The organism is Aurantimonas manganoxydans SI85-9A1 (assembly GCF_000153465.1).
Classification (GTDB): Bacteria; Pseudomonadota; Alphaproteobacteria; order Rhizobiales; family Rhizobiaceae; genus Aurantimonas; species Aurantimonas manganoxydans.
This window is the reverse complement of record NZ_CH672387.1, coordinates 3256894-3283795: the sequence shown is the minus strand read 5'-3', so window position 1 is coordinate 3283795 and position 26902 is coordinate 3256894. Positions and strand designations below refer to the sequence as shown.

Sequence of the window (26902 nt, the reverse complement as noted above, 5' to 3'; positions counted from 1 at the left end):
GTCGTTCCTGCCACCCCACCCCGGCGCACACGCGCCGACCCTCCCCATCGAGGGGAGGGCGAGGATAAGCCGAGCCCATGCCCGACCTTCTGCTCGAACTTCGCTCCGAGGAAATCCCCGCGCGCATGCAGCGCAAGGCGGCGGGCGATCTCAGGAAACTCGTCACCGACGCGCTGGTCGAGGCGGGGCTGACCTATGAGGGCTGCCGCGAATACTGGACGCCGCGGCGACTGACGCTGGACGTGCGCGGCGTCGACGCCCGCTCCAGGGACGTCGTCGATGAGCGCAAGGGCCCGCGCACCGACGCGCCGGAAAAGGCCATCCAGGGCTTCCTGCGCGGCGCCGGCCTCGCCTCGATTGACGAGGCGACGATCCAGTCCGATCCCAAGAAGGGCGATTTCTACGTCGCCACCATCCGCAAGCCCGGCCGGCCGGCGGAAGAGATCATCGCCGAGGTCATGCCCGGCATCGTCCGCGGCTTCCCCTGGCCGAAATCCATGCGCTGGGGCCCGGCCTCGCGCGAGCCCGGCAGCCTGCGCTGGGTGCGTCCGTTGCAGTCGATCCTGTGCACCTTCGGCCCCGAGACCGAGGAGCCCGTCGTCGTCGATTTCGAGGTCGACGGCATCCGGGCCGGCAATGTCACGCGCGGCCATCGCTTCCATGCGGCCGAGGAGTTCCGCGTCCGCCGCTTCGACGACTATGTCGCCGGGCTGGAGAAGGCCTTCGTGGTTCTGGATGCCGAGCGGCGCAAGGACATGATCCGCCACGACGCCGAGAATTTGGCCTTTGCCCGCGGGCTGGAAGTGGTGCCCGACGAGGCGCTGCTCGAAGAGGTCTCCGGCCTGGTCGAGTGGCCGGTGACGCTGATGGGCGAGTTCGAGGAAACCTTCCTGCAGATCCCGCCCGAGGTCATCCAGCTGACCATCAAGGTCAACCAGAAGTGCTTCGTCACCCGCCGGCAGGGCGGCGACGGCACGCTGTCGAACCAGTTCGTGCTGGTCTCCAACATCGCCGCCAGCGACGGCGGCGCCGAGATCGCCCGCGGCAACGGCAAGGTCGTCCGCGCGCGCCTCTCCGACGCGCTGTATTTCTGGCAGACCGACCAGGCCGATCTTCCCGGCCGCGACGCGCTGGCCCCCGCGGCCGAAAAGTTCAGGCTCGATCTGGCCAAGCCGCTCGATCAGCGCATGGCCAAGCTCGACGCGCTGGGCGTCACCTTCCACGCCAGGCTCGGCACCCAGGGCGAACGCGTCGGCCGCATCGCGGCGCTGGCGCGGGAGATCGCCGCCACCGTCTATCCGGACGGCGCGACGCTCGGCGGCGCTTCAGTGTCGGCGGACGAGTTGAAGCCCCTGGTGACGCGCGCGGCCGTGCTCGCCAAGGCGGATCTGACCACCGAGGCGGTGGGCGAGTTTCCCGAGCTGCAGGGGCTGATGGGCCGCTATTACGCGGCGCTGCAGGGCGAGCACCCGTCGGTGCAGGCGGCGCTCGAAGAGCATTACAAGCCGCTCGGCCCGACGGATTCCGTGCCGACCGATCCAGTGGCGATTTGCGTGGCGCTGGCCGACAAGCTGGACATGCTGGTCGGCTTCTGGGCGATCGACGAGAAGCCGACAGGCTCGAAGGACCCCTATGCGCTGCGCCGTGCCGCGCTGGGCGTGATCCGGCTGGTGCTGGACAACGAACTGGTCATGGCGCTCGGCGGCTTCATGCCGGCGAGCGATCTCCTCGCCTTCTTCCATGACCGGCTGAAGGTGCAGCTGCGCGAATCCGGCGCCCGCCACGATCTGGTCGACGCGGTGCTGTCCGGCGGATCGGGCGGCGATCGCGGCGACGACCTCCTCGACGTCACCCGCCGCGTGACCGCGCTCGGCGCCTTCCTCGACACCGAGGACGGGCAGAACCTTCTCGCCGGCACCCGCCGCGCCGCCAACATCCTTGCCGCCGAGGAGAAGAAGGGCACCCGCGTCGCCGACGCCGTGTCGCTCGATCTCCTCAGCGAGCACGAGGAAAAGGTGCTGGCCGGCGCCATCGACAGGGCCGAGATCGAACTCGACGCGGCCCTGGCGGTCGAGAACTACGCCCATGCCATGACGGCGCTGGCCGAATTGCGCATTCCCGTCGACGCCTTCTTCGAGACAGTGCTGGTCAATGCCGAGGACGAGGCGGTGCGGGCCAACCGTCTGGCGCTGCTCGACCGCATCCGTGCGGCAACGCGTCGCGTCGCGGATTTTTCGCGCATCTCCGGCTGACCGACTTCGCCGCCGGAGGCGGCTCTCAAGGCCTGACACGACACCAGACGGCGTCCGCATCTTCACGCGGGCGCCGTTTTTGCGTTGCGCCTTGCGCAGGTCGGCATTGGGCGAGAGAGCAGCAGTTTTCAGGCCCGCCAGGCCCGGCGCAGCCGCGCCGTTAACCCTCGGGTAAACATAAGCTTCGATAACATGAAGACTTGTGGCAAATTGCTTGCATTCCCGCAGCAATTCGGACAGCGCGCCGCAGGTTGTAACATTTCGTGATCGGAATGCCCGGAACCTGCCAGAATTCGATGAGAAGGGTCTGACAGAGCCGATTGGCGGATTGGAGCGAATGCTCAGGGGATCGCCTCCCGGCCCATCCGACTGCAAGAGACTTCGAGGGGAAACCACCGAATGACGAAGACGAGCGCCGCCTTTGCGGCTGCCCTGAAATTCGCCTGTACTCTTGCTGCCGGCGTCATGCTGGTCAGCGCGACCGCTGCACAGGCAGAATGGAATGCGCCTTGGAAATCCAAGGACAACGCTCTCGTCATCGACGCCTACGAGTTCAATCCCATCAACTGGACGGAACTCGCCTCCGATGACCGGATCGCCGGCTTCATCAACAAGGCCTCCGACGGTCTGCCGCCCGAATGGAGCTGCGGCAAGGCCAGCGGCGACGATTACAAGCTCTGCAAGAACCGGTGGTGGAAGTACTCCGTTACCAAGGAACTCTACATGACCCGCCGCGAGATGGCGAAGATGAAGGGGCTCCTGTGGGGCGCCTACCATCTCGGCCGTCCGGGCAATCCGCGCGAGCAGGCGGACCATTTCGTCGACTTCGCCGAGCCGGCCGAGGATGATCTGATCGCCCTCGACATCGAGGACAACAACGACGAGTGGATGAGCCTGTCGGACGCCGAGATCTTCGCCGACCAGATCAAGATCCGCACCGGCCGCTATCCCGTCCTCTACACCAACGGTTCGACGGCGCGTTACATCTCCCAGAACAAGGCGGAATATCCGCTGCTGTCACGCCTGCCGCTCTGGTACGCCCGCTACCGCGAGGACATCACCGGCAAGTTCCCGGAAGAGACCTGGCCGAGCTACGCCCTGTGGCAGTTCTCCTCCATGCACAATTGCAACAGCCGCAGCTGCCCCTACCGGGTGAAGGGCGCCAAGACCGACATCGACGTCAATGTCTCGTCGCTCGACGTCGCCGGCCTGAAGGCGGCCTGGCCCTTCGCCGAACTGATCGACAAGCCGAAGGCGCCGCAGGAGACCGATCCGGCGATGCTGGTGGCCTCGCTCGACGAAGGCACCAAGGCCGAGATCGCCAAGGCCGCCAAGCCGCGCACCGAAGTCGCGAAGGCCAAGGGTGCCCCGTCCGCGCCGGTGGCAGGGACCCTGGCGGCCGCCTACGGGCCAAGCGAGGTCCATGCCACGCTCGATCCGCTGAAGATCCTGACCGAGGTCGCCCGCAAGGAGCAGGACGGTCCCAAGCGCGTGGTCGCCGAGCCGGGCGCTGCGCTGGCCGGTGCCGTTCTCGATACGGCGGCGGTCGAGCAACTGGGCGACCATGTCGAGACGCTGAAGGGCGCGATCGCCTATGCAGCGAACGAGATCGACCGCCTGTTCATCGGCCGCGCCGAAGCGGCCACGCGCCCGGAAGGGGTGTCCGCGCCGCAGCTCGACGAGATGCCGAACGCCGATCGCCGCGCCGGGCTCGATCCGAAGCAGCGCTCGCGCTTCCTCGCCATTGTCGAATCGGCGGCGGCCGCCCAGCGGGCCAACGCCCTGCCGATGCCGGCGCGGGTTCTCTCGCAGCTTGGCCCCGACGCCTCCGAGCGCGGCAGCCGCGTCGTGCCGCAAACCCAGCGTTATGCCGGCCTGGAGCGCCCCGAGCGCCGCATCCTGAGCGCATTCGCCGCCACACGCTGAGACCGGCTTCGGGCAGCCGCCCCGGACAGAAGCGACGACCGGCCAGTGCCGGAATCGCTGTCCGACGCGCGGCCTGCCAGCGCGAGTGACGGAGTGGCACCGCGTAACACCCGGCCATTCGCACTGCATCGGTGCCGCCTGATCGCGCCTGCGGCTCTTTCCTTTCCGCTCCGCTTCTGCAATCGGTCCTGACCGTGAAGACCGAACTCCTCTCCGCCGATGCGCCCGATGCGGCGCGCCGTGCCGTCGCGCTGCTGGCGGCGGGCGAACTCGTGGGCATTCCGACCGAGACCGTCTACGGCCTTGCCGCCGACGCGACCGACGGCGCCGCCGTCGCGCGGATCTTCGAGGCCAAGGGCCGGCCGCGCTTCAACCCGCTGATCTGCCATGTGCCGGACCTCGCCATGGCCGCGACGCTGGCCGAGATCGGCCCGGTCGCCGCGATGCTCGCAGAAGCCTTCTGGCCGGGGCCGCTGACCATGGTCCTGCCGCTGAAAGAGGGCTCGCCCGTGCATCCGCTGGCAACGGCCGGCCTTGCCACCGTTGCCATCCGGGCGCCGCAGGGCATTGCCGGACGGCTGGCCGCCGCACTCGGACGGCCGCTCGCCGCACCCAGCGCCAATCCGTCCGGCCGGGTCAGCCCGACCAATGCGGGCCAGGTGCTGCGCGGCCTCGGCGGACGTCTGCCGCTGATCCTCGACGGCGGGCCCTGCGAGGTCGGGGTCGAATCGACCATCGTCCTGCCCGAGGCCGATCGGCTGGTCCTGCTGCGGGCCGGGGGCGTCGGCCGGGCGGAACTGGCGCGGGCGACCGGCCTGCCGGTGGTCGATCCGGCCGGCGATGCGGCGATCAACGCGCCGGGCCAGCTGACGTCGCATTACGCGCCGTCCGGCCGGGTGCGGCTCGACGCGACCGACGTGGCGCCGGGCGAATATCTCATCGCCTTCGGACCCGCGCCGGTCGCCGGGCAGGACCGGGCGGCGGCGATCGTCAATCTCAGCCCCTCCGGCGATCTGCGCGAGGCGGCGGCCGGGCTCTTTGCGGCGCTGGCGGGTTTCGATGCGCCGGAGATCACCGCCATTGCCGTGGCGCCGATCCCGCAATCGGGTCTCGGCGAGGCGATCAACGACCGCCTGCGCCGGGCCGCCGCGCCGCGCGGCTGACGGCACTACGCTTCGATCCCGGTCACCCCTCGCGCTACGGCGACTCCGTCTCGACGGATCACGCCGTGCGGGCTATTCACATGGCATGAACGAGATCGATGCCGCCCTTCCCGAAGCCCTTCTTGCCCGGTTCGCCGCAATTGTCGGCGACGCCAACGCGCTGCGCGCGCCGGACATGATGGCGCCCTATCTGCACGAACCGCGCGACCTGTATACCGGACAGACGGCCCTCGTCCTGCGCCCCGGCAGCGTCGAGGAGGTGTCAGCCATCCTGCGCCTTGCCAACGAGACCGGCACGGCGATCGTGCCCCAGGGCGGCAATACCGGCCTCGTCGGCGCCCAGTCGCCGCGCTTCAAGCGCGAGGTGCTGGTCAATCTCTCCCGGCTCGACCGGATCCGCGACGTCGACCCGGTCGGGCGAACCCTGACGGTGGAGGCGGGCGTCGTCCTCAAGCGCGCCCAGGAGGCGGCCGACGATGCCGGGCTCCTGTTCCCCCTGTCGCTCGGCTCGGAAGGCTCCTGTCAGATCGGCGGCAATCTGTCGTCCAATGCCGGCGGCACCGGGGTGCTGGCCTATGGCAATGCCCGCGAACTCTGCCTCGGCGTCGAGGCGGTGCTGGCATCGGGCGAGGTGATTCACGGCCTGCGCCGCCTGAAGAAGGACAATCGCGGCTACGATCTGCGCCATCTGTTCATCGGCGGCGAGGGCACGCTCGGCATCATCACCGCGGCGGTGCTGAAGCTGTTTCCCAAGCCGGCCGGACGCGAGGTGGCCTATGTCGGCCTCGCCTCGCCGGCAGCGGCGCTGGACCTTCTGAAGCTTGCCGAGCGGCAGGCCGGCCAGCAGCTCACCGCCTTCGAGCTGATCCCGCGGATCGGCCTCGACTTCACGCTGCGCCACACCCAGGGCGCCCGCGATCCGCTGGAATCGCAGCATCCCTGGTATGTGCTGATGGAGGTCTCCTCGGGCCGGTCGCAGGAAGAGGCGGCCGCGACGCTCGAGGACGTCCTGACCGCGGCCTTCGAGGCGGAGATCGTCGCCGACGCCGCCATCGCCCAGTCGCTGGCCCAGGCCGAGAATTTCTGGATGATGCGCGAGGAGATGAGCTGGGCGCAGAAGCCGGAAGGCGGTTCGATCAAACACGACGTGGCGGTGCCGGTGGCCAGGGTGCCGGACTTCATCGCCGCCGCCGACGCGGCCGTCCTGGACGCCATTCCCGGCGCGCGGATCGTCGCCTTCGGCCATCTCGGCGACGGCAACATCCACTACAACATCTCGCAGCCGGTGGGCGCCGACGCCGATGCCTTCCTCGCCCGCTGGCACGAGATGAACGACCTCGTCCATGGCATCGTCGCCGAGATGGACGGCACGTTTTCGGCCGAGCACGGGATCGGCCAGCTGAAGCGCGACGAGCTGGCCCGCACCAAGGCGGGCGCCGAGATCGAGCTGATGCGGCGGCTCAAGACGGCGTTCGATCCTAACAACATCTTGAACCCCGGTAAGCTCGTTCAGGTTTGATTCAAGTTTTCGTCTTGGTAACCCTCGTCGGAGTGAGGAACACTTAACCGCCTTTCTTAGCGCGACTTCAAGATGCGCATCCTACTGTCGTCATATCAAAGCCGGGAGACATCGGCTGACAGGGAGAGACCGAAACATCGGCTCTCGACAGAGGCAGAAGGCGTCAATCCATGAGCATCGCTCCGAACACAGCAGCCCGGCCCAATTGGGCCACCGTTCCGGTCCGCCTCGATCCCGCTGCCTCAGACCGTCGCCAGACGATCGAGATGGTCGAGGACGGGGAAATGGTCACCTACAAGGTCGATCGCCGGGGCGCTGTCGTCCATCGCAAGCTCGATCAGTCCGGCATTCCGGTGTCCATCGCGCTGCCGGCCCGCGCCTTCAAGGGCGTCGCGGCCCGCGCCATGGAGAACGGCGACGGCGAGGTGACCGTTACCCTCGAGCTGCATCACCACGATCCCAAATGCACCGTGCCGCTTCTGGTGGCCAGCGACCTTTACGACGTGGCCGCCGACTGGCGCGGCTGGGCCGATCTGTTCGGCCTGCCGATGCTGATGGTCGAGGCCGACGGCACCATCCAGAGTCTCGAAGAGACGCTGGGGAAGATCAAGGCGGCCGCACCGGCACCGCGTCGGCGCTCGCCGAACCGCCAGCGCCGGCCGCGCTTCCTCGCCCGTCGCAAGCCGGGCCTCGGCATCCGCATGATCGTCAGCGGCGAGGAGATCATCGCCCGCCACTGATCGTCGGCAGACGACGGCAACAGGTCGAGCGCCGCGCATCCTTCGGGGATGCGCGGCGTTTCAGGTTGCCGGGATCGGGAAGGACAGCGACCAGAGCGCCGACACGATCAGGCCGAAGAAGACGATCCAGCCGAAGATCGTGTTCGACTTGAACAGGCCGAGGCACTGATCCGGATCGTCGATATCGAGGGTGCGGATCTGCCAGATCATCTGGAAGGCGCCGATCGCCAGGCCCGCATAGGCCGGCCAGCTGACCCCGCCGCCACTGGCCTGCCCGGTGGAGACGAAGGCGGCGAGAAACAGCGCCAGCGTGCCCAGATACAGGATCGTCAGCGCGCCCTTGGTGCGCTCGCCGAACAGCCTTGCGGTGGAGCGCACGCCGACCAGCGCGTCGTCCTCCTTGTCCTGATGGGCGTAGATCGTGTCGTAGCCGATCACCCACAGGATACTGCCGGTATAGAGCAGCACCGGCGCCAGCGACAGCGTGCCCCAATAGCCGGCCCAGCCCATCAGCGCACCCCAGGAGAAGGCGAGGCCGAGGCCAAGCTGCGGCCAGTCGGTGAAGCGCTTCAGGAACGGGTAGATGGCGACCGTGCCCAGCGACGCGATGCCGAGCAGGATGGCGAAATTGTTGAACTGGATCAGCACCAGGAAGCCGACGGCGGCCTGCAGGGCGAGGAACATCTTCGCCTGGCGCCGCGTGACCCGGCCGGAGGGCAGCGGGCGCGAGCGGGTGCGCGCGACCATGTCGTCGATCTTCTGGTCGACGAGGTCGTTATAGGTGCAGCCGGCACCGCGCATGGCGATGGCGCCGATCAGGAACAGCGCCAGGTGCCACAGGCTCGGCAGCCCCGTATGCACCGCGCCGGCGGCCACCGCCTGCGGCGCCAGTGCGGCCGACCACCAGCATGGCCACAGCAGCAGCTGCCAGCCGATGGGGCGGTCCCAGCGGGCGAGCTGCGCGTACGGCCAGGCGCCGCGCGGCAGCGTGCGATAGACCCAGTTGTTCGACGGCGCGTCGGCAACGCGATCAGCCTTGTCGACGAGGGTGCCTTTGAGATTCGACATGTTCCCGACCATGTCCGCAAAAATGCCGCAGTCAAGTTTTTTCGACGATCTCCCATGTGACTTTCTCGCGTCGGGAACTTGACCGCGGGGCAAACTGAAACGTAATCCGCACCGTCGGCTGTCGAGCGCGGCCGGAACGGACAGGTCTGCCAAGATCAAGGACCGTCCGTCCGTCGTGAAATCTCGTGGAAATTCATCGCGTCCGGTGCGGGGACTTGCCGATCTCCGCCCGCGCGACAAAGACGCTGGCAGGACTGCATGACGATCAATGTTCTTCTCATCGGATCGGGTGGCCGCGAGCATGCGCTCGCCTGGAAGATCGCCCAGTCGCCGGAGCTGGGAAAACTGTTCGCCGCGCCCGGCAATCCGGGCGTCGCCGAACATGCCGAGATCGTCGCCCTGGACGTCGCCGATGCGGCAGCCGTCACCGGCTTTTGCCGCGACCATGCGATCGGCCTCGTCGTGGTCGGACCCGAACAGCCGCTGGTCGACGGTCTGGCCGATGCGCTGAGCGAGGCCGGCATCAAGGTGTTCGGTCCGTCGAAGGCCGCCGCGCGGCTCGAGGGCTCGAAGGGCTTCACCAAGGATCTGTGCACGCTGCACGACATCCCGACCGCCCGCTACCGGCGCTTTTCCGATGCCGCCGCGGCCCGCGACTACATCAATGCCGGCGGCGTGCCGATCGTGGTGAAGGCCGATGGCCTGGCGGCCGGCAAGGGCGTGACCGTCGCCGAGACCAAGGAAGAGGCGATCGCCGCCGTCGACGCCTGCTTCGAGGGCGATTTCGGTGGCCCGGGCGCCGAAGTGGTGGTCGAGGAATTCCTCGAGGGCGAGGAGGCGAGCCTCTTCTGCATCTGCGACGGCGAGCGGGCGCTGTTCTTCGGTACGGCCCAGGACCACAAGCGCGCCTTCGACCGCGACCGCGGCCCGAACACCGGCGGCATGGGCGCCTATTCGCCGGCCCTGCCGATGACCGACGCGGTGACCAAGCGCGTCATGCGCGAGATCGTCGAGCCGACCCTGGCCGGCATGACGGCGGCCGGGACGCCGTTCCGGGGCGTTCTCTATGTCGGCCTGATGCTGACCGAGACCGGCCCGAAGCTGATCGAATACAATGTCCGCTTCGGCGATCCCGAATGCCAGGTGCTGATGATGCGCCTGGAGAGCGACGTCCTGCCGATCCTGCTGGCCGCCGCCGAGGGGGACGTCTCCGGCGTCCGCCCCGAATGGTCCGACGCGCGGGCGCTGACGGTGGTCATGGCCGCCGACGGCTATCCCGGGACCTATGCCAAGGGTACCGCGATCCGCAGCCTGCCGGCGCCCGACGCCTCGATGCGGGTCTTCCAGGCCGGCACGTCCCTGGCCGACGGCGGATTGGTGGCGACGGGCGGGCGCGTCCTCAACGTCACCGCCACCGGCGCCACGGTGAAGGAAGCGGCCCGCCGCGCCTATGAGGGTGTCGAGGCGGTGGACTGGACCGAGGGTTTCTGGCGCTCCGACATTGGCCACCGCGCCATCATGACCGAGTCCTGACCGCAGGCCACGGTCTCGGCAGAATTCCGAACGCACATCCCATCCGCTGTCGCCGCGCCTGTCGAAGGGCGCGGTGACGCGTCGCCGCGTCCGCGCATGCGGCAATGCACATGCATGGCTGGGAAACCATCGGCGCGACCATACATTAGGCGCACAGGAGTTTCGAACCGGGAGCGCACCCCATGTCCTTTCGTCAGGAAAAGCTGACGCGGCCGATCTTCAAATGGGCGAAGACGGTGATGCCGCCGATTTCGGCCACCGAACGCGAGGCCATCGACGCCGGCACGGTCTGGTGGGACGGGGAGCTCTTCACCGGCAATCCCGACTGGGACAAGCTGGTCGCCATGCCGCCGGCGCGGCTGTCCCCTGACGAGCAGGCCTTCATCGACGGCCCGGTCAACGAACTCTGCGCCATGATCGACGAATGGAAGCTGGTCTGGGAGGACCGCGACCTGCCGCCCGAAGTCTGGGACTTCATGCGCCGCAAGAAGTTCTTCGGCATGATCATCCCGAAGGAATATGGCGGCCTCGGCTTTTCCAACACCGCCCATTCGGAAGTCGTGCGCAAGGTTTCCTCGGCCAGCGTCGTCGCCGGCGTCACGGTGATGGTGCCCAACTCGCTCGGACCCGGCGAGCTGATGCTGCATTTCGGCACGCAGGAGCAGCGCGATCACTGGCTGCCGCGACTGGCCGACGGCCGCGAGATTCCCTGCTTCGGCCTGACCTCGCCGGAAGCCGGCTCGGATGCGGCGGCGATGACCGATCGCGGCGTCGTCGAATATGGCGAGCACGAGGGCGAGCGCAAACTCGGCATACGCCTCAACTTCCACAAGCGCTACATCACGCTCGGTCCCGTCGCGACGGTGATGGGCCTCGCCTTCAAGATGTTCGACCCCGAGAACCATCTCGGACGCGGCGAGGATCTGGGCATCACGGTGGCACTGATCCCGACCGACACGCCCGGGGTCCGCACCGGCGACCGGCATATTCCCGCTTCCACCTATTTCCAGAACGGCCCGCTTTACGGCGAGGACGTGTTCATTCCGCTGGACTGGATCCTCGGTGGCGCTGAGCAGATCGGCCAGGGCTGGACCATGCTGATGACGGCGCTGGCCGCCGGGCGCGGCATCTCGCTGCCGTCGCAATCGGCCGCGGCGGCTGCTTTCTGCGCCCGCACCACCGGCGCCTATGCCCGCGTGCGCACCCAGTTCAACGTGCCGATCGGCATGTTCGAGGGCATCCAGCAGCCGCTCGCCGAAATCGCCGCCAACGCCTATCTGATCGACGCCGCGCGGCGTCTGACCGTTGCGGCGCTCGACGAGGGCCACAAGCCCTCGGTCGTGTCGGCGATCATGAAGGCCCACGCCACCTATCGCATGCGCGAATCCGTCGAGCGGGCCATGGATATCCATGGCGGCAAGGGCATCATCGACGGGCCGAAGAACTATCTCGGCGCCCAGTACAAGTCGGTCCCCATCGGCATCACCGTCGAGGGCGCCAACATCCTGACCCGCAATCTGATGATCTTCGGGCAGGGCGCTATCCGTGCCCATCCCTACATGCTGAAGGAATTGCTGGCCCTGTCCGACGAGGACGAGGATCGCGGGCTGAAGGAGTTCGACACGCATTTCTGGAAGCATGTCGGCCATTCGCTGACCAATGCGTTCCGCTGCTTCGTGCGTGGCTGGACCGGCGGTATGGCCGCCCCGGCACCGAAGAATGCCGCCTTCATCGGCCATTGGCGCCAGCTCTCGCGCTTCGCCTCGGCCTTCGCGCTGGTCGCCGACCTGTCGCTGCTGACGCTCGGCGGCGCCTTGAAGCGCAAGGAGATGCTGTCGGCCCGGCTCGGCGACATCCTGTCCGAGCTCTATCTGCTGGGCGCGGTCCTGAAGCGCTTCGAGGTCGAGGGCCGCCCGGAGGTGGACCGTCCGATCGTCGAGTTCATCATGCAGAAGGGATACAACCGGATGTCGCTCGCCTTCGAGGGCGTGCTCGACAATCTGCCCGCCCGCTGGGCCGCGGCCGTGACCCGGGTTCTGGCCTTCCCGCTGGGCGTGCCCTTCCAGGAGCCGTCGGACGAACTGACCGGCGAGGTCGCCGCGATCCTGATGCGGCCGTCCTCGCAGCGTGATCGCCTGACCCCGGATCTCTATCTCGGCGAAGGCCATGCCGAGCATCCGGTCAAGGATCTGGAACTCGCCTTCGAACTCGTCACCGAGGCGGCGCCCATCGAGAAGAAGATGCGCGAGGCGAAGATGCGCGATCCGGCCGAGGCGCGGGACGCCGGAATCATCACCGATGCCGAATTCGACCGTCTGGCCGAGGCCAAGGCGGCGGTCGACCAGGTCGTGGCCGTCGACGCATTCCCGATGGCCGACGTGTCCCCGATCGCCTCCCAGCACGACCGAAACCGCACCGGAGGCGACGAAACCCACCGCGAGGCAGCCGAATAATGACCAGACCCGTCTATCTCGTCGACGGCGCGCGCACGCCCTTCATCAAGGCGCGGGGCAAGCCGGGACCGTTCTCTCCCGTCGATCTCGCGGTCCAGTGCGGGCGGCCCCTGATGCTGCGCCAGCCCTTCGGGCCGGACGCCATCGACCTCGTCATCCTCGGCTGCGTCAATGTCGTGGCCGACGAGATGAACCCGGCGCGGGTGGCCGCCCTGCGGCTCGGCCTGTCGGAGGAGATTCCGGCCTTCACCGTGCAGATCAATTGCGGCTCGGGCATGCAGTCGATCGACACGGCGTTCCGGACCATCGAGCTCGGGAAGGCCGACATGGTGCTGGCCGGCGGCGCCGAGGCGCTGAGCCATTCGCCGCTGGTGCTCCGCCGCGGCGCGGTGGACTGGTTCGCCAGGCTGAACGGGGCCCGCTCGACCACCGACCGGCTGAAGGCCTTCACCGGCCTGAAGCCCGAATTCCTGAAGCCGGTGATCGGGCTGGAGCGGGGCCTGACCGATCCGATCTCCGATCTCAACATGGGCCAGACCGCCGAGATCCTGGCGCATCTCTTCGACATCTCGCGGCGCGACGCCGACAGCTATGCCGCCGAGAGCCACAACCGGCTGGCCCACGCCACCAAGGAAGGCTGGCTGAAGGACGAGATGCTGCCGGCCTTCTCGCGCGACGGCGAGGTCTTCGACCATGACGACGGCGTGCGGCCGGGCTCTACCGCCAAGAGCCTCGCGAAGCTGAAGCCGGTCTTCGAGCGCCCCTATGGCAAGGTGACGGCCGGCAACGCCTCGCAGATCACCGATGGCGCGTCCTGGACGATCCTTGCGTCCGAGGAAGCCGTCGAGCGCCAAGGCCTGACGCCGCTGGCGCGGATCGTCGATTCCGAATGGGGCGCACTGGACCCGTCGATCATGGGGCTCGGCCCGGTGGTCTCGACCGCGCCGATCCTCAAGCGGCGGGGAATGGGCGTGGCCGACGTCGATCTGTGGGAGCTGAACGAGGCCTTCGCGGCGCAGGTCCTGGCCTGCATCGCCGCCTTCGACGATCCGAAGGTCGCCGACGGCGTTCTCGGCCTCGACGGGCGCGGCGGTCGCATCGACCACGCCAACATCAATGTCGATGGCGGCGCCATCTCGCTCGGCCACCCGGTGGGCACCAGCGGCAACCGCATCACCCTGCATCTGGCCAATGCCATGCGCCGGCTCGGTCGCAGGCGCGGCATCGCCACCGAGTGCATCGGCGGTGGCCTCGGCGGCGCCATGCTTTTGGAAGCGGCCTGACCCGCCCCGCCGCCGGACCGCGAACCGGTCCGGGCGCCTGACATTCGACGAAAGACGAGAGCACACCCATGGGCAGAATGCTGAAGGCACTATCCGAACGCGCCCTCGAACTCGGGCCGGTGCGTGACGCGGAGCAGACCGGCAACTGGCGCGCCGCCACGGACGACGACTACGTCTACTGGCTGGTGCTCGACCGCCCGGGCAAGTCGGTCAACACCATCGACCGCAGCGTGATCGAGGAACTGTCGCACCACGTCGACCAGATCATCGACCAGCGCCCCTCGGCCGTCGTCATCCGCTCGGCCAAGCCGTCGGGTTTTGCCGCCGGCGCCGACATCCAGCAATTCGCCGGCGCCTCGACCGGCGAGATCCGCGGCATGCTCAAGGAAGCCCATCTCGTCCTCGACCGGCTGGCGAAGGTGAAGGCCAAGACCATCGCGGTCATTCACGGCCACTGCCTCGGCGCCGGGCTGGAACTGGCGCTGGCCTGCGACCGGCGGATTGCCGTCGCCGATGCCAGCCTCGGCTTTCCCGAAGTCATGCTCGGCCTGCATCCGGGGCTCGGCGGAACCTACCGCTCGACCGCCATCGCCGATCCGGTCGAGGCGATGACCATGATGCTGACCGGCAAGTCGATGCCGGCGAAGAAGGCGAAGTCGATCGGCCTCGTCGACGCGGTGGTCGAGGAGCGCCACGTCGCCTCGGCCGTGCAGGCCGCGCTCTACAACGATCTGCCGACCGCGAGCCGCAGCCTGAAGGGGCACGCCTTCTCGGTGAAGCCGGCGCGCTCGCTGGCCGCCAAGCAGATGCGCAAGAGCGCCGCCGCCAAGGCGCCGCAGGAGCACTATCCGGCGCCCTACCGGCTGATCGATCTGTGGGAGGCCCATGGCGGCGACGCCAAGGCCATGCAGGAGGGCGAGATCGACAGCTTCGCCGAGCTGATCGAGACCGACACCGCCCAGAACCTCGTGCGGGTGTTCTTCCTGCGCGAGACCATGCGCGGCTTGAAGGAGGGGGCATCCGGGATCCGGCACGTTCACGTGGTGGGCGCCGGCGCCATGGGCGGCGACATCGCCGCCTGGGCGGCGCGCGAGGGCTTTTCCGTGACGCTGGGCGACGTGGCGACGGCACCGATCGGCAAGGCGATCAGGGCGGCGCAGAAGATGCTGAAGGCGACCCTGAAGGACCCGCTGAAAGTGCGCGATGCGCTCGATCGGCTGGTGCCGGACCCGATGGGCTACGGCATCGGCCGCGCCGACATCGTCATCGAGGCGGCGCCCGAGAAGATCGAGCTGAAGCGCAAGATCTATGCGGAGATCGAACCGCAGCTGAAGGAGGGGGCGCTCTTGGCGACCAACACCTCGGCACTGCCGCTGGCCGATCTTGCCGCGGGTCTCGCCGATCCCTCGCGCCTCGTCGGACTGCATTTCTTCAATCCGGTCTCGCGCATGCAGCTGATCGAGATCGTCAGCCACGATGCGATCAGCTCCGAGACGGCGCGCCGGGCGACCGCCTTCGCGGCGGAGCTGTCGCGCCTGCCGGCCCCGGTCACCTCGGCGCCGGGCTTCCTCGTCAACCGCTCGCTGACGCCGTACATGGCCGAGGCGCTGATCATGGTCGACGAGGGCATTCCGAAGGAGCGCATCGACGCCTGCGCCGAACGATTCGGCATGCCCATGGGCCCGGTCGAGCTGACCGACCAGGTCGGGCTCGACATCGCCCTCGACGTCTCCGCCTCCCTGCGCGAACGCCTCGACACGGCGTTTCCGGATTCGCCCGGCTGGCTGCAGACCATGGTCGACGAAGGCAAGCTCGGCCGCAAGACCGGCGCGGGGCTCTATGCCTATGACGAGGACGGCGAGCCGCAGAAGCAGCGCCTCGACGGGCTGCCGGACGGTTCGAAGGACGATCCGGACATGCTCGACCGGCTGATCCTGCCGATGCTGAACGCGGTCGTCGCGTGCCTGCGCGAGGGCGTGGTGGAGAGCGAGCACGTCGCCGACGGCGCGATGATCTTCGGCACCGGCTTTGCGCCCTTCCGCGGCGGCCCGATCCATTACGCGAAGCAGCGCGGCGTCGACGAGATCGTCGCCCGGATGAACGAACTGGCCGACAAGCATGGGCCGCGTTTTGCGCCGGACGAGGGCTGGCAGCGCCTGAAGAGCTGATGACGCAACGCTTCACCGAGGCCGCTGCGCTGGCCGACGCCGTGATCGCGGCGGTCGGCAAGACGATCGTGCTGGCGCTGCCGCTCGGCCTCGGCAAGGCGAACCATGTCGCCAATGCGCTCTACCGCCGGGCGCTGCGCGACCCGCAGGTCGACCTGACCATCCAGACGGCCCTGTCCCTCGACCCGCCCTCGGGCGGCGAGGGGCTGGAGGGCCGCTTTGCCGGGCCGATGGCGAAACGCCTCTACGACGGCGTGACCCGGCTCGACTATGTCGCGGACCGCCGCAACGATGCGCTGCCGCCCAATGTGCGGGTGGTCGAGTTTTTCCTTCAGGCCGGCGCGCTGCTTGGCAACCGCCACGCCCAGGAGAACTACGTCACGGCGAACTACACCCATGCCGCCGGTTACATCCTGGCGAGCGGCGTCAATGTCATCGGCCAGATGGTCGCGCCGTCGGCCGATCGCAGCCAATGGTCGCTGTCCTCCAACACCGACATGACGCTCGATCTCTTGCCGGCGCTCGACGCCGCGCGCGAGCGGGGCCAGCCGATCCTCTTCGTCGGCGAGGCCAATGCGAACCTGCCCTTCATGGACGGTCCGGCGGCCCTGCCGACCGAGCGGTTCGACTGCCTGCTGGAAGGCGAGGACGTCGAAGCGGCGCGCCTGTTCTCGGTGCCCAAGCAGCCGATCGGCCCGGCCGAATATGCCATCGGCCTCTACAGCGCGGCGCTGGTGAAGGATGGCGGCACGATCCAGATCGGCATTGGCGGGATCGGCGACGCGCTCACCCATGCGCTCATCCTGCGCCATCGCGATCCGGCAACATTCCGGGCGATGCTGGCAGCCCTCAGCAACTGGCCGGAGAGCCTCGAGCCCCAGACCGAGCCGTTCCGCGAAGGGCTCTACGGCCTGTCGGAAATGTTCGTCGACGGGCTCCTGGAGTTGTTCGAGGCCGGCATCCTCCGGCGCCCGGCCAGCGACGGCAAGATCCTGCATGGCGGCTTCTTCGTCGGCCCGCAGAGTTTCTATGCCCGGCTGCGAGAGATGGCGCCGGAGCGCCGCGCGCTCCTGTCGATGCGTGAGATCTCCTTCGTCAACGCGCTGCCGGCCGAAGACCGCGCGATCCACGCCGCCGATCGCCGCAACGCGCGCTTCTTCAACGCCGCGATGCTGGCGACGCCGCTGGGCGACATCTGCTCCGACCAGCTCGACGACGGCCGGGTCGTCTCCGGCGTCGGCGGCCAGTACAATTTCGTCGCCCAGGCCTTTGAACTGCCCGATGCGCGCTCGGTCATCGGCCTGCCGTCCACCCGCGGTGCAAGCGGGCCCTCGAATATCCTCTGGGCCTATGGCCACACCACCATTCCCCGGCATCTGAAGGACATCGTCGTCACCGAATATGGCGTTGCCGACCTGCGCGGCCGCACCGACCGCGACACCGTTGCGGCAATGATCGGGCTGGCCGACGGGCGGTTCCAGGCCGGGCTGGCCAAGGCGGCGATCGCCGCGACGAAGCTGGAGGCCGGCTACGCACCGCCGCGTCGCAACACGCGTGCAGCCGTGGTCGAGGCCCTGCGGCCCTATGCCGACAGGCTGCCGGCCTATCCGTTCGGCACCGCGCTGACCGCCGAGGAGCGGCGGCTCGTGCCGGCACTGAAGCTGTTGAAATCGGCCAAGGCCGATCGCCTGGCCCTCGCGCGTCTGGCACTGGCCGGCTGGCGCATGACGCCCGATCCGCGCGAAGAGGCAGCGCTGGCACGGATGGGGCTGGACGACCCGTCGGGGTGGAAGGCGAGGGGGCTATCGGCGGTTCTGGCCGGCGCGCTGCGTGCGACGCGCGAAGACCCGCTGGGCCGGCCCTGGTCGTGACGGAACCACCTTGCGCGTCAGACCGCCACGCAGAGCGAGGACTGGCTGCCGAGGCCGGTGCCGCCGACGGTGACGCGGTCGCCCGCCTTCAGGAAGCGCGGCGGATCGTAGGACAGGCCGACGCCGCCCGGCGTGCCCGTCAGGATGATGTCGCCCGGCTCCAGTCGCATGAAGCGGGAGATGTAGGAGATCAGATACGGCACCTTGAAGATCATGCCGGCGGTGCTGGCGCTCTGCTGGCGTTCGCCGTTCACGTCGAGCCAGAGATCGATCGCGTCATGGTCGCCGATCGCATCCGGCGTCACCAGCCAGGGCCCGAGCGGCGCGAAGGTGTCGTGCGACTTGCCCTTCGACCACTGGCCGCCGCGCTGGAGCTGGAAGCTGCGTTCGGTGACGTCGTTGGCGAGGGTGAAGCCGGCGACATGGCGCATCGCCTCCTCGACGCTGACATATTTGGCCGTGCGACCGATCACCACGGCCAGCTCGACGCCCCAGTCGACCCGGGTCGCCAGCTTCGGCAGTTCGATCCGGTCGTTCGGCCCGCAGGCCGCCGTGGCGGCCTTCAGGAACAGCGTCGGTTCGGGATTGACCTTGAAGCCGGCCTGGGCCGCCGCGTCGTGATAGTTCGGCCCGACGCCTACGATCTTGCCGATGCGCCGCACGGGCTTGCACAGGCGCACGCCTTCGGCCACCAGTGGAAGCGACGCGGGATCGAGCCGGCCGGCCGCGGCGAGGCGGTCGGGATCGAGATACTCGCTGGTCTGGGAGGAGAGATGCTCGGAGAGGTCGCGGATACGGTCGTCGTCGTCGAGCAGACCGGGAAGTTCAGAGCCCCGGTCACCATACCGCACGAACCGCATGCAAATCTCCCTTCGAGTGATGCCAGTAGAATGGTTCGGGCGGCTTTCGGTTCCGCTCCTGTTGATTGACGATTACGTAAAAGGTAATTGCGTCGAGAGCCCTGCCTCCGTCGCAATCCGCTCGGTTCGAGCATGAGGAGATCTACCATGTACAAGGCACCGGTCGATGACATCGCCTTCGCGCTGAAAAAGGTCGCGGGACTGGAAGCGGCGATGGAACAGGGCCTCCTGGGCGAGCTGACCCCCGACCTGCTGGACGCCGTGCTGGAAGAGGCCGGACGCTTCGCCGGCGAGGAGATCGCGCCGCTGGCCGATGTCGGCGACCGCGAGGGGACCTCGGTGAAGGACGGCGTGGTGACGACGCCGACCGGCTGGAAGGCGCTCTACGAGAACTGGTCTGCCGGCGGCTGGAACGCTCTGACCGGGCCGGAGGAATATGGCGGCCAGGGCCTGCCGACCTCGCTGTCGGCCGCCGTCTTCGAGATGTGGAACTCCGCCTCGATGGGCTTTGCCATCGGACCGACGCTGACCGTCGGCGCGGTCGAAGCGCTGGAGGCGCACGGCTCGGACGAACTGAAGGCGACCTATCTGGAAAAGCTGGTCACCGGCGCCTGGATGGGCACGATGAACCTGACCGAGCCGCAGGCCGGCTCGGACCTGTCGGCGCTGAAGACCAAGGCCGAACGCGCCGATGACGGCAGCTACCGGATCTTCGGCCAGAAGATCTACATCACCTATGGCGAGCACGACTTCACCGACAACATCGTCCATCTGGTGCTGGCGCGCCTGCCGGATGCACCGGCCGGTGTGAAGGGCATCTCGCTGTTCCTGGTGCCGAAGTTCCTGGTCAACCAAGACGGCTCGCTCGGACGCCGCAACGACGCCTTCTGCCATTCGGTCGAGCACAAGCTCGGTATTCACGGTTCGCCCACCTGCACGATGATCTACGGCGACGGCAGCGTCGACGGCGAGGAGGCCGGCGCGGTCGGCTATCTGATCGGCGAGGAGAACCGCGGTCTCGCCTGCATGTTCACGATGATGAACAATGCCCGGCTGCTGGTCGGCGTGCAGGGCATCGGCGTCGCCGAAGCCGCCTTCCAGAAGGCGCTCGACTACGCCCGCGAGCGCCGCCAGGGCCGCGCGACCCGGCTGGCGAAGAACCCGGAAGCGGGCGGCCAGATGAGCCCCATCCTCGACCATCCCGATGTCGCCCGCATGCTGCTGACGATGAAGTCGCTGACCGGCGCGGTGCGGGCGATCACCTATGCCTGCGGCCATGCGACCGACATGGCGAAGGCGCATCGCGGCGACGCCGAGGCGTCCGCGGCGTGGAAGGAGCGTGCCAACCTCCTGACGCCGATCGCCAAGGCGTTCTCCACCGATGTCGGCGTCGAGGTCGCCTCGCTCGGCATCCAGGTGCATGGCGGCATGGGCTTCGTCGAGGAGACCGGCGCCGCCCGGCTGCTGCGCGACGCCCGCATCGCGCCGATCTACGAGGGGACCAACGGCATCCAGGCGATCGATCTCGTCGCCCGCAAGATCGGCCAGTCCGGCGGCGAGGCGGTGCGCCGCTATTTCGCCGAGCTGGACGAGACGATCGAGGCGGTGCGCGGCCAGAACGAGGCGGCCTTTGGCGCCACAGGCGACGCGCTCGCCGCGGCGATGGCCGATCTGCGCGAGACGACGGAGTTCCTGTCGAACGCCACGGCCGCCAAGGACATGGACACCGCCCTTGCCGGTGCGACGCCCTATCTGCGGCTGTTCGGCCTGACCGCCGGCGCGGTCTATCTCGCCAAGGCGGCGCTGGCCGACACGACCCGCACCGAGCGCGCCCATCTGGCCCGCTTCATGGCGGAGAACCTCCTGTCGGAGACCGGTGCCCTGAAGCGGCAGGTCGTCGGCGGCGCCGCCAGCCTCGCGGCTGCCCATTCGATCCTGCAGTAGGACCGCGACCATGACCGATCTGATCCAGACGACGACCGAAAACGGCGTCCTGACCATCCGCCTGAACCGGCCGGACAAGAAGAACGCCATCACGCTGGACATGTACCGCACGATCACCGCCGCGCTTCAGGGCGCGGCCGGCGACGAGGCGGTGCGGGTGATCCTGATCTGCGGCGTGCCCGGTGCCTTTTCGGCCGGCAACGACATCAAGGATTTCCTGACGCTGGCGCAGGGCGGGTTGCAGCGCACCGAGATTCACGAGTTCCTGACAACGGTTGCGACCGCGCCCAAGCCGATGATCGCCGCCGTCGACGGTCTGGCGATCGGCATCGGCACGACGCTGCTGATGCATTGCGACATGGCCTTCGCCTCGTCGCGCTCGGTCTTCCGCACGCCCTTCATCGATCTCGGCTTGACGCCGGAGGCCGGGTCCAGTCTGATCGGCCCGCGCATCATGGGCGACCAGCGAGCCTTCGCCCTGCTGGCGCTGGGCGACACCTTCGATGCGGAAGCCGCCCGTGAGGCGGGGATCGTCTACAAGGTCGTGGAAGACGACGTCGAGGCGGTGGCCCGCGAGACCGCCGAGCGGCTGGCCCAGAAGCCGCCCAGGGCCGTGGCCATCGCGCGCGAACTTCTGCGCGGTGACCGCAAGGACATCGTGGCGCGGATCGAGCGGGAGATCGAGCACTTCTCCGAGCGGCTGACCTCGGACGAAGCCCGCGCTGCCTTCATGGCCTTCATGTCGCGCTAACGGGTCAGCGCCCCGCTAGGCGGAGCGTGGCCGCGGGGCCCGTCAGGACTTGCCGCGGAGCGGGGAATCGTCGGCGGTGCTGGCGTCTTCGGCCGGCGTCGCCTCGTCCTCTTCGGCGAACAGGAACTTGTAGGTTCCCACCATGCCGATGACGCAGACGAGGGCCGCGATGACGAAGATCGGCCAGGTCGAATAGGCCTCGAAGAAGTGCCGGAAGGCCGAGCCGAACAGATAGGCGCCGGCACCGTAGGCGGCGCTCCACAGGGCGGCGCTGATGCAGTTGTAGAACAGGAAGATCGGCCAGCTCATCCGCATCGTGCCGGCGACGAAGCCGTTGAGCTGGCGCAGGATGATGACGAAGCGGGCGACCAGCACGACGGCGAAGCCATAATTCTTGAACCGTTCCTCGACCATGGCGAAGCGCTTCTCGCCGAGGCCGAAGCGCGAGCCCCAGCGCACGACGATCCGCCGTCCGTAGCGGCGGCCGACGACATAACCGAGATTGTCGCCGACGATCGATCCGGCAAAGGCGGCGAACAGCACCGCCCAGATGTTCAGCGTGCCTTCGCCGGCCAGCATGCCGGAGGCGACCAGAATGCTCTCGCCCGGCAGCGGAATGCCGGTGGATTCGAACAGCACGACCACGAACAGGAAGGCGTAGCCATACTGGGTGAGATATCCGGTCATGGCAGGGGCTTAGTCGCTCGGTCGCGGAGAATCAAAGGGATCGCGGCGGGCGCGCGGGGCCGGTCAGCGCTCCAAGAGCGCGACCGCCTCGACATGCCGCGACCACAGGAACTGGTCCACCGGCGTCACCTCGACGAGGCGGAAGCCGCCGTCGACGAGAATGCGCAGGTCGCGGGCCATCGTGACCGGGTTGCAGGACACGGCGGCGACGCGGCTGATCTTCGAGGCCGCGATCTCCTGCGACACCGCCTCGGCGCCGGCGCGCGGCGGATCGAAGACCAGGCCGTCATAGGCCTTCAGTTCCTTCGCCGGGATCGGCCGGCGATAGAGGTCGCGGCGTTCGGTCGTCAGCGGCTTCAGGCCGGGACGAGTGCGCCAGGCGGCGGTCATCGCGGCGAGCGGCGCGGCCTCCGATTCGACGGCATGGACCCGCGACTGGACCGCAAGCCTCAGCGCGAAGGTGCCGGAGCCCGAGAAGAGATCGGCCACGTGCTTGGCGCCGGCCAGATGTTTCGTCACCCGCGACGCCATCGCGGTTTCGGCCGCCGCAACGGCCTGGACGAAGGCGCCGGGCGGCAGTTCGACGGTGATGCCGTCGAAGCTGATCGAGGGCGGCCGCGTCATGACGAGGATCTCCCCGTCGACGGTGAGCCGTGCGAAGCTTTCGCTGACGGCCAGGGCGATGGCCTGACGCCGCTTGCCTTCGGCCAGCTTGGGCGCCGCGGTCGCGGCCACGTCGAGGCCGGTATCGGTGACGGTCACGGTGAGTTTCAGCGGTGTCCTGCGATCGGCCAGCAGGGCGGCGAGCCGCTGCAGGGCGGGCAGGGCCCGCTGGATGGCGGGCAGGGCGATCGGGCAGACCTCGATCGGCACGATCTGGTCCGAATGGGCCGCATTGAAGCCGAGATGCACGGATTTGCCGGCGCCGACCGCCGACAGCGCCACCCGGCGACGCGAGGCCGGCGGGCAGGCCACCAGCGCCGCAATCTCGGTTTCGAGGCCGGCACGCGCCAGGGCGTCGACCACCACGTCGCGCTTGAAGGCGGTGTAGAGCGCATCGTCGGCGTGCTGCAGGTCGCAGCCGCCGCAGGTGCCGAAATGCGGGCAGGGCGGCGTCTGGCGCTGCGGCGAAGGGGTGAGGATAGTGTCGAGCCGGAAGCGGCGCCCGGCTTCGGTCGCTTCCACCCGCTCGCCCGGCAGGGTGAACGGCACGAAGGCCGGCCCCGTGGCCGTGTCGGCGACCCCGTCGCCCTGCGCCCCGAGCCGGTCGATGGTCAGTTCCAGGCTCATGATTTTTCGGCGATCAGCAGGAATTCGTGATTGCCGTCGCCGCCGGGGATCGGCGAGGGCGCGAGCCCCTTCACCTGCCAGTCGGGCTGGGCAGCGAGCCAGTCGCGCACGGCTTCGGCCACCAGCGGCGCGCTGTCGGGATCGCGCAAGAGGCCGTTCTTGGCGATCGCCTCGCGACCGGCCTCGAATTGCGGCTTCACCAGAAAGACGCCGGTCGTGCCGGGCTCGGCCAGTTCCAGGGCCGGCGGCAGGGCCAGCCGCAGGGTGATGAAGCTGACATCGGCGACGAGCAGATCGAAGGCGCGGCCGCCGATATCCTCGCGGGTCAGGTCGCGGGCGTTCAGGCCCTCGATCGCGGTGACACGCGGATCGGCGGCGATGCGCGGATGCATCTGGCCGTGGCCGACATCGATGGAGACCACATGGGCGACGCCGCGGCGCAGCAGCGCCTCGGTGAAGCCGCCGGTCGAGGCGCCGAGATCGACGGCCATGCGGCCTTCGACGGGGATGGCGAACTGATCGAGCGCGGCTTCCAGCTTCAGCCCGGCGCGCGAGACATAGTCGGCGGCCGGGTCGTCCAGCGTGATCTCGCTTTCGGGCGGCACGTTGAGGCTCGGCTTTGTGACGGTCTGCCCGTCGACCTTGACGTGACCGCGCATGATTGCGTCGCGCGCGCGGGCGCGGCTGGCGGCGAGACCGCGGTCGCTGACGAGGACGTCGAGCCGGACGCGCGACAGATGTTGTTCTTCGGTGGAGGCCATCGGCAGGTCATGCGGCCAGCGGCGGCAAATGGCAAGCATGTTCGATGGCGCTGGCGCGCATCCGCGTGATCGCGCAGACTTTGTGGGCGAGTGATCCATAGCTACACTGGATTGTATGTACAAAATGTCCTAACTTGAGGGGGCGATGTTCGAGTGGGATGAAGCCAAGAACCAAGCGAATATCGGTAAGCACGGACTGAGCTTCAGCACGGCAAGCCGGATATTTCAGGGGCCGGTCCTGTCGGTGATCGACGACCGGCGTGACTATGGCGAGGTTCGTCAGGTCAGTATCGGACGGATCGACGGCGTTCTCATCATCGTCGTTGTTCACACCGATCGCGCCGGGCTAACCCGCATCATTTCCGCGCGCCCTGCCAAGCGCAGAGAACGGGACCGCTATGAAGAAGCGCTACGAAACAGAGCTGTCACCCACTGATCTGGCCGAACTGGACGATGACGCCATCGATACGAGCGACGTCCCCGAGCTCGACGACGCGTTCTGGGAGAAGGCCGTGCTCGTCGAGCCGGACTTGACCCAGCCGGTCACCCTGCGGGTCAAGAAATCGGTGCTCGAGGCGTTTAAGGCCGAGGGCAAGGGATACCAGACCCGGATGAACGCAGTGCTGGAAAGCTACGCGCGGGCCCTGAAAAGCAGTCGCTGATCGTAGGCAGGGCGCGGAGAGGGAGCCGTCCGCGCCTACGCCTGCAGGACGCGGCTGGCTTCGGTGCCAAGGGCACGGAAGACGGTGTCGACGATGCCCTGCCGGTCGAGTGCCGCCTGGCGGATCATCGTCTCCGGCGCGGCGTGGTCGAGGAAACGGTCGGGCATGATCAGCGGCCGGATCTTCAGGCCGTGGTCGAGCAGGCCGCGGGCCGCCAGATGCTCCAGCACCTGCGACGCGAAGCCGCCGCTGGCACCTTCCTCGACGGTGATCAGCACCTCGTGATTGCGCGCGAGGCGACCAATCAGTTCGGTGTCGAGGGGCTTGGCGAAACGCGCGTCGGCCACGGTTGTCGACAGGCCGAAGGTTTCCAGCTCTTCGGCTGCGGCGACGCTGTCGGCGAGGCGCGTGCCGAAGGACAGGATGGCGACCTTGGTGCCCTCCCTGACGATGCGGCCCTTGCCGATTTCCAGCGCCTGGCCGCGTTCCGGCATGTCAACGCCGGTGCCGTTGCCGCGCGGATAGCGGAAGGAGATCGGGCCTTCGTCGTAGACGGCGGCGGTGCGCACCATGTGGCGCAGCTCGGCCTCGTCGGCGGCAGCCATCACCACCATGCCCGGCAGCGGGCACAGGAAGCCGGTGTCGAAGGAGCCGGCATGGGTCGGCCCATCGGCGCCGACATAGCCGGCCCGGTCGATGGCAAAGCGCACCGGCAGCTTCTGGATCGCCACGTCGTGGACGATCTGGTCGTAGGCGCGCTGCAGGAAGGTCGAGTAGATCGCGGCGAAGGGCTTGTAGCCGTCGCTGGCGAGTCCGGCGCAGAAGGTGACGGCATGCTGCTCGGCGATGCCGACGTCGAAGGTGCGCTTGGGGAAGATCTCGGCGAACTTGTCGAGCCCGGTGCCGTTCGGCATGGCGGCGTTGACGGCGACGATCCTGTCGTCGTCCTGCGCCTCCTGGATCAGGCTGTCGGCAAAGACGCCGGTATAGCTCGGCGCATTGCCCTTGGACTTGGCCTGGGCGCCGGTGATGACATCGAACTTCGACACGCCGTGATATTTGTCGGCGGAGTTCTCGGCCGGGCCGTAGCCCTTGCCCTTCTTGGTGACGACATGGACGAGGATCGGCCCGGTCTTGGCGTCGCGGACGTTCTTCAGGACGGGCAAGAGATGGTCGAGGTCGTGACCGTCGATCGGACCGACATAGTAGAAGCCGAGCTCCTCGAACATCGTGCCGCCGGTGAAGAAGCCGCGGGTATATTCCTCGGTCCGCCGGGCGCCCTCGCGGAAGAAGCCGGGCAGGTGCTGGCTGATCGACTTCGCCTGGTCGCGCAGGCTGCGATAGGTCTTGCCGGAGACGAGCCGCGCCAGATAGGCGCTCATCGCGCCGGTCGGCGGGGCGATCGACATGTCGTTGTCGTTGAGGATGACGATCAGCCGTGCGTCGAGCGCGCCGGCATTGTTCATCGCCTCATAGGCCATGCCGGCGCTCATCGCGCCGTCGCCGATCACCGCGATGACGTTGTTCTTGCCGCCCGACAGGTCGCGCGCCACGGCCATGCCGAGGCCGGCGGAGATCGAGGTCGAGGAATGGCCGGCGCCGAACGGGTCGTATTCGCTCTCGGTGCGCTTGGCGAAGCCCGACAGGCCGCCTTCCTGGCGCACGGTGCGCATGCCGTCGCGGCGCCCGGTGAGAAGCTTGTGGGGATAGGCCTGATGGCCGACGTCCCAGATCAGTCGGTCGTCGGGCGTGTTGAAGACGTGATGGATCGCCACGGTCAGTTCGACGACGCCGAGCCCGGCGCCCAGATGCCCGCCGGTCTTGGAAACCGCGTCGATCAGGTCGGTGCGCAGTTCGTCGGCCACTTGTCGGAGCTGGCCTTCCTTCAGGGTCCGCAGATCGGCGGGGGAGGAAATCTGGTCGAGCAGTGGCGTTACCGACTTCGAAGACACTGGCGGGACCTTTCACTGC

General features: G+C 68.3%; 20 protein-coding genes. 14 read left to right on the top strand and 6 right to left on the bottom strand.

Translation table 11 applies throughout. The features are described 5' to 3' along the window. The first annotated feature begins 77 nt into the window (after positions 1-77). From glyS to SI859A1_RS15450, 5 genes are all read left to right on the top strand, one after another. On the top strand, positions 78-2252 hold the full coding sequence (gene glyS / locus SI859A1_RS15470) for a glycine--tRNA ligase subunit beta (protein ID WP_009210649.1): 2175 nt from the start codon (positions 78-80) through the stop codon (positions 2250-2252). A gap of 399 nt (positions 2253-2651) precedes the next feature. Beyond that, positions 2652-4178, top strand: coding sequence for a glycoside hydrolase family 25 protein (locus tag SI859A1_RS20460; protein WP_009210648.1), 1527 nt, complete (start codon positions 2652-2654; stop codon positions 4176-4178). 194 nt (positions 4179-4372) lie between these two features. Continuing rightward, positions 4373-5341 (top strand): L-threonylcarbamoyladenylate synthase, encoded by a 969-nt coding sequence (locus tag SI859A1_RS15460; RefSeq protein ID WP_009210647.1) that lies wholly within the window; start codon positions 4373-4375, stop codon positions 5339-5341. Positions 5342-5426: 85 nt separating this feature from the next. Continuing rightward, positions 5427-6860 (top strand): FAD-binding oxidoreductase, encoded by a 1434-nt coding sequence (locus SI859A1_RS15455; RefSeq protein WP_009210646.1) that lies wholly within the window; start codon positions 5427-5429, stop codon positions 6858-6860. Positions 6861-7030: 170 nt separating this feature from the next. Continuing rightward, positions 7031-7600 carry a DUF6101 family protein gene (locus SI859A1_RS15450; RefSeq protein WP_009210645.1) on the top strand — a complete coding sequence of 190 codons (570 nt, stop codon included), beginning with the start codon at positions 7031-7033 and terminating at the stop codon, positions 7598-7600. A 60-nt stretch (positions 7601-7660) separates the two neighbouring features. Here SI859A1_RS15450 and ubiA read toward each other — a convergent pair whose 3' ends face one another. Continuing rightward, a complete protein-coding gene (gene ubiA / locus SI859A1_RS15445) occupies positions 7661-8668 on the bottom strand; it encodes a 4-hydroxybenzoate octaprenyltransferase (RefSeq protein ID WP_040326637.1) in 1008 nt (335 codons plus the stop codon). Between the two features lie 264 nt (positions 8669-8932). Between ubiA and purD the strand changes: the two genes are divergently transcribed. The 5 genes from purD to SI859A1_RS15420 all read left to right on the top strand — a co-directional run bounded on the left by purD (position 8933) and on the right by SI859A1_RS15420 (position 17976). Beyond that, the gene (gene purD, locus SI859A1_RS15440; RefSeq protein ID WP_040326636.1) at positions 8933-10201 is read left to right on the top strand and encodes a phosphoribosylamine--glycine ligase; all 1269 of its coding nucleotides are present in this window, start codon (positions 8933-8935) and stop codon (positions 10199-10201) included. Positions 10202-10383: 182 nt separating this feature from the next. Then, positions 10384-12654 (top strand): acyl-CoA dehydrogenase, encoded by a 2271-nt coding sequence (locus SI859A1_RS15435; protein WP_009210642.1) that lies wholly within the window; start codon positions 10384-10386, stop codon positions 12652-12654. Continuing rightward, positions 12654-13937: an acetyl-CoA C-acetyltransferase gene (locus SI859A1_RS15430; protein ID WP_009210641.1), complete on the top strand. Its 1284-nt coding sequence runs from the start codon at positions 12654-12656 to the stop codon at positions 13935-13937. The genes SI859A1_RS15435 and SI859A1_RS15430 overlap by 1 nt, the downstream gene beginning before the upstream one ends. A 68-nt stretch (positions 13938-14005) precedes the next feature. Beyond that, positions 14006-16105 carry a 3-hydroxyacyl-CoA dehydrogenase NAD-binding domain-containing protein gene (locus SI859A1_RS15425; protein WP_009210640.1) on the top strand — a complete coding sequence of 700 codons (2100 nt, stop codon included), beginning with the start codon at positions 14006-14008 and terminating at the stop codon, positions 16103-16105. After that, positions 16105-17976 carry an acetyl-CoA hydrolase/transferase C-terminal domain-containing protein gene (locus SI859A1_RS15420; RefSeq protein ID WP_009210639.1) on the top strand — a complete coding sequence of 624 codons (1872 nt, stop codon included), beginning with the start codon at positions 16105-16107 and terminating at the stop codon, positions 17974-17976. Before SI859A1_RS15425 ends, SI859A1_RS15420 begins: the two co-directional genes overlap by 1 nt. 17 nt (positions 17977-17993) lie before the next feature. Here the strand turns inward: SI859A1_RS15420 and SI859A1_RS15415 are convergent, their stop codons facing one another. After that, positions 17994-18836, bottom strand: coding sequence for a fumarylacetoacetate hydrolase family protein (locus SI859A1_RS15415; protein WP_009210638.1), 843 nt, complete (start codon positions 18834-18836; stop codon positions 17994-17996). A gap of 147 nt (positions 18837-18983) precedes the next feature. On the opposite strand from SI859A1_RS15415, the gene SI859A1_RS15410 reads away from it, so the two are divergent. Both SI859A1_RS15410 and SI859A1_RS15405 read left to right on the top strand, forming a co-directional pair. Continuing rightward, the gene (locus tag SI859A1_RS15410) at positions 18984-20780 is read left to right on the top strand and encodes an acyl-CoA dehydrogenase family protein (protein WP_009210637.1); all 1797 of its coding nucleotides are present in this window, start codon (positions 18984-18986) and stop codon (positions 20778-20780) included. A 10-nt stretch (positions 20781-20790) separates the two neighbouring features. Next, a complete protein-coding gene (locus SI859A1_RS15405; RefSeq protein ID WP_009210636.1) occupies positions 20791-21531 on the top strand; it encodes a crotonase/enoyl-CoA hydratase family protein in 741 nt (246 codons plus the stop codon). 42 nt (positions 21532-21573) lie between these two features. Here SI859A1_RS15405 and SI859A1_RS15400 read toward each other — a convergent pair whose 3' ends face one another. The 3 genes from SI859A1_RS15400 to SI859A1_RS15390 form a co-directional block, all read right to left on the bottom strand. After that, positions 21574-22218 carry a DedA family protein gene (locus SI859A1_RS15400; protein WP_009210635.1) on the bottom strand — a complete coding sequence of 215 codons (645 nt, stop codon included), beginning with the start codon at positions 22216-22218 and terminating at the stop codon, positions 21574-21576. A 63-nt stretch (positions 22219-22281) separates the two neighbouring features. Further along, entirely contained in the window at positions 22282-23508 is a 1227-nt protein-coding gene (locus SI859A1_RS15395) for a class I SAM-dependent RNA methyltransferase (protein WP_009210634.1), read from the bottom strand. Further along, positions 23505-24269, bottom strand: a complete 765-nt coding sequence (locus SI859A1_RS15390) for a TlyA family RNA methyltransferase (protein ID WP_009210633.1) — start codon at positions 24267-24269, stop codon at positions 23505-23507. The genes SI859A1_RS15395 and SI859A1_RS15390 overlap by 4 nt, the downstream gene beginning before the upstream one ends. A 145-nt stretch (positions 24270-24414) precedes the next feature. Here SI859A1_RS15390 and SI859A1_RS21050 point away from each other — a divergent pair, with 145 nt between their 5' ends. Together SI859A1_RS21050 and SI859A1_RS15385 are read left to right on the top strand one after the other, a co-directional pair. Beyond that, a complete protein-coding gene (locus SI859A1_RS21050; RefSeq protein WP_081451414.1) occupies positions 24415-24705 on the top strand; it encodes a BrnT family toxin in 291 nt (96 codons plus the stop codon). Continuing rightward, the gene (locus SI859A1_RS15385; RefSeq protein WP_040325889.1) at positions 24668-24931 is read left to right on the top strand and encodes a BrnA antitoxin family protein; all 264 of its coding nucleotides are present in this window, start codon (positions 24668-24670) and stop codon (positions 24929-24931) included. Before SI859A1_RS21050 ends, SI859A1_RS15385 begins: the two co-directional genes overlap by 38 nt. A gap of 35 nt (positions 24932-24966) precedes the next feature. On the opposite strand, the gene dxs is transcribed toward SI859A1_RS15385, so the two are convergent. Beyond that, on the bottom strand, positions 24967-26883 hold the full coding sequence (gene dxs, locus SI859A1_RS15380; RefSeq protein WP_009210631.1) for a 1-deoxy-D-xylulose-5-phosphate synthase: 1917 nt from the start codon (positions 26881-26883) through the stop codon (positions 24967-24969). Positions 26884-26902 lie beyond the last annotated feature (19 nt).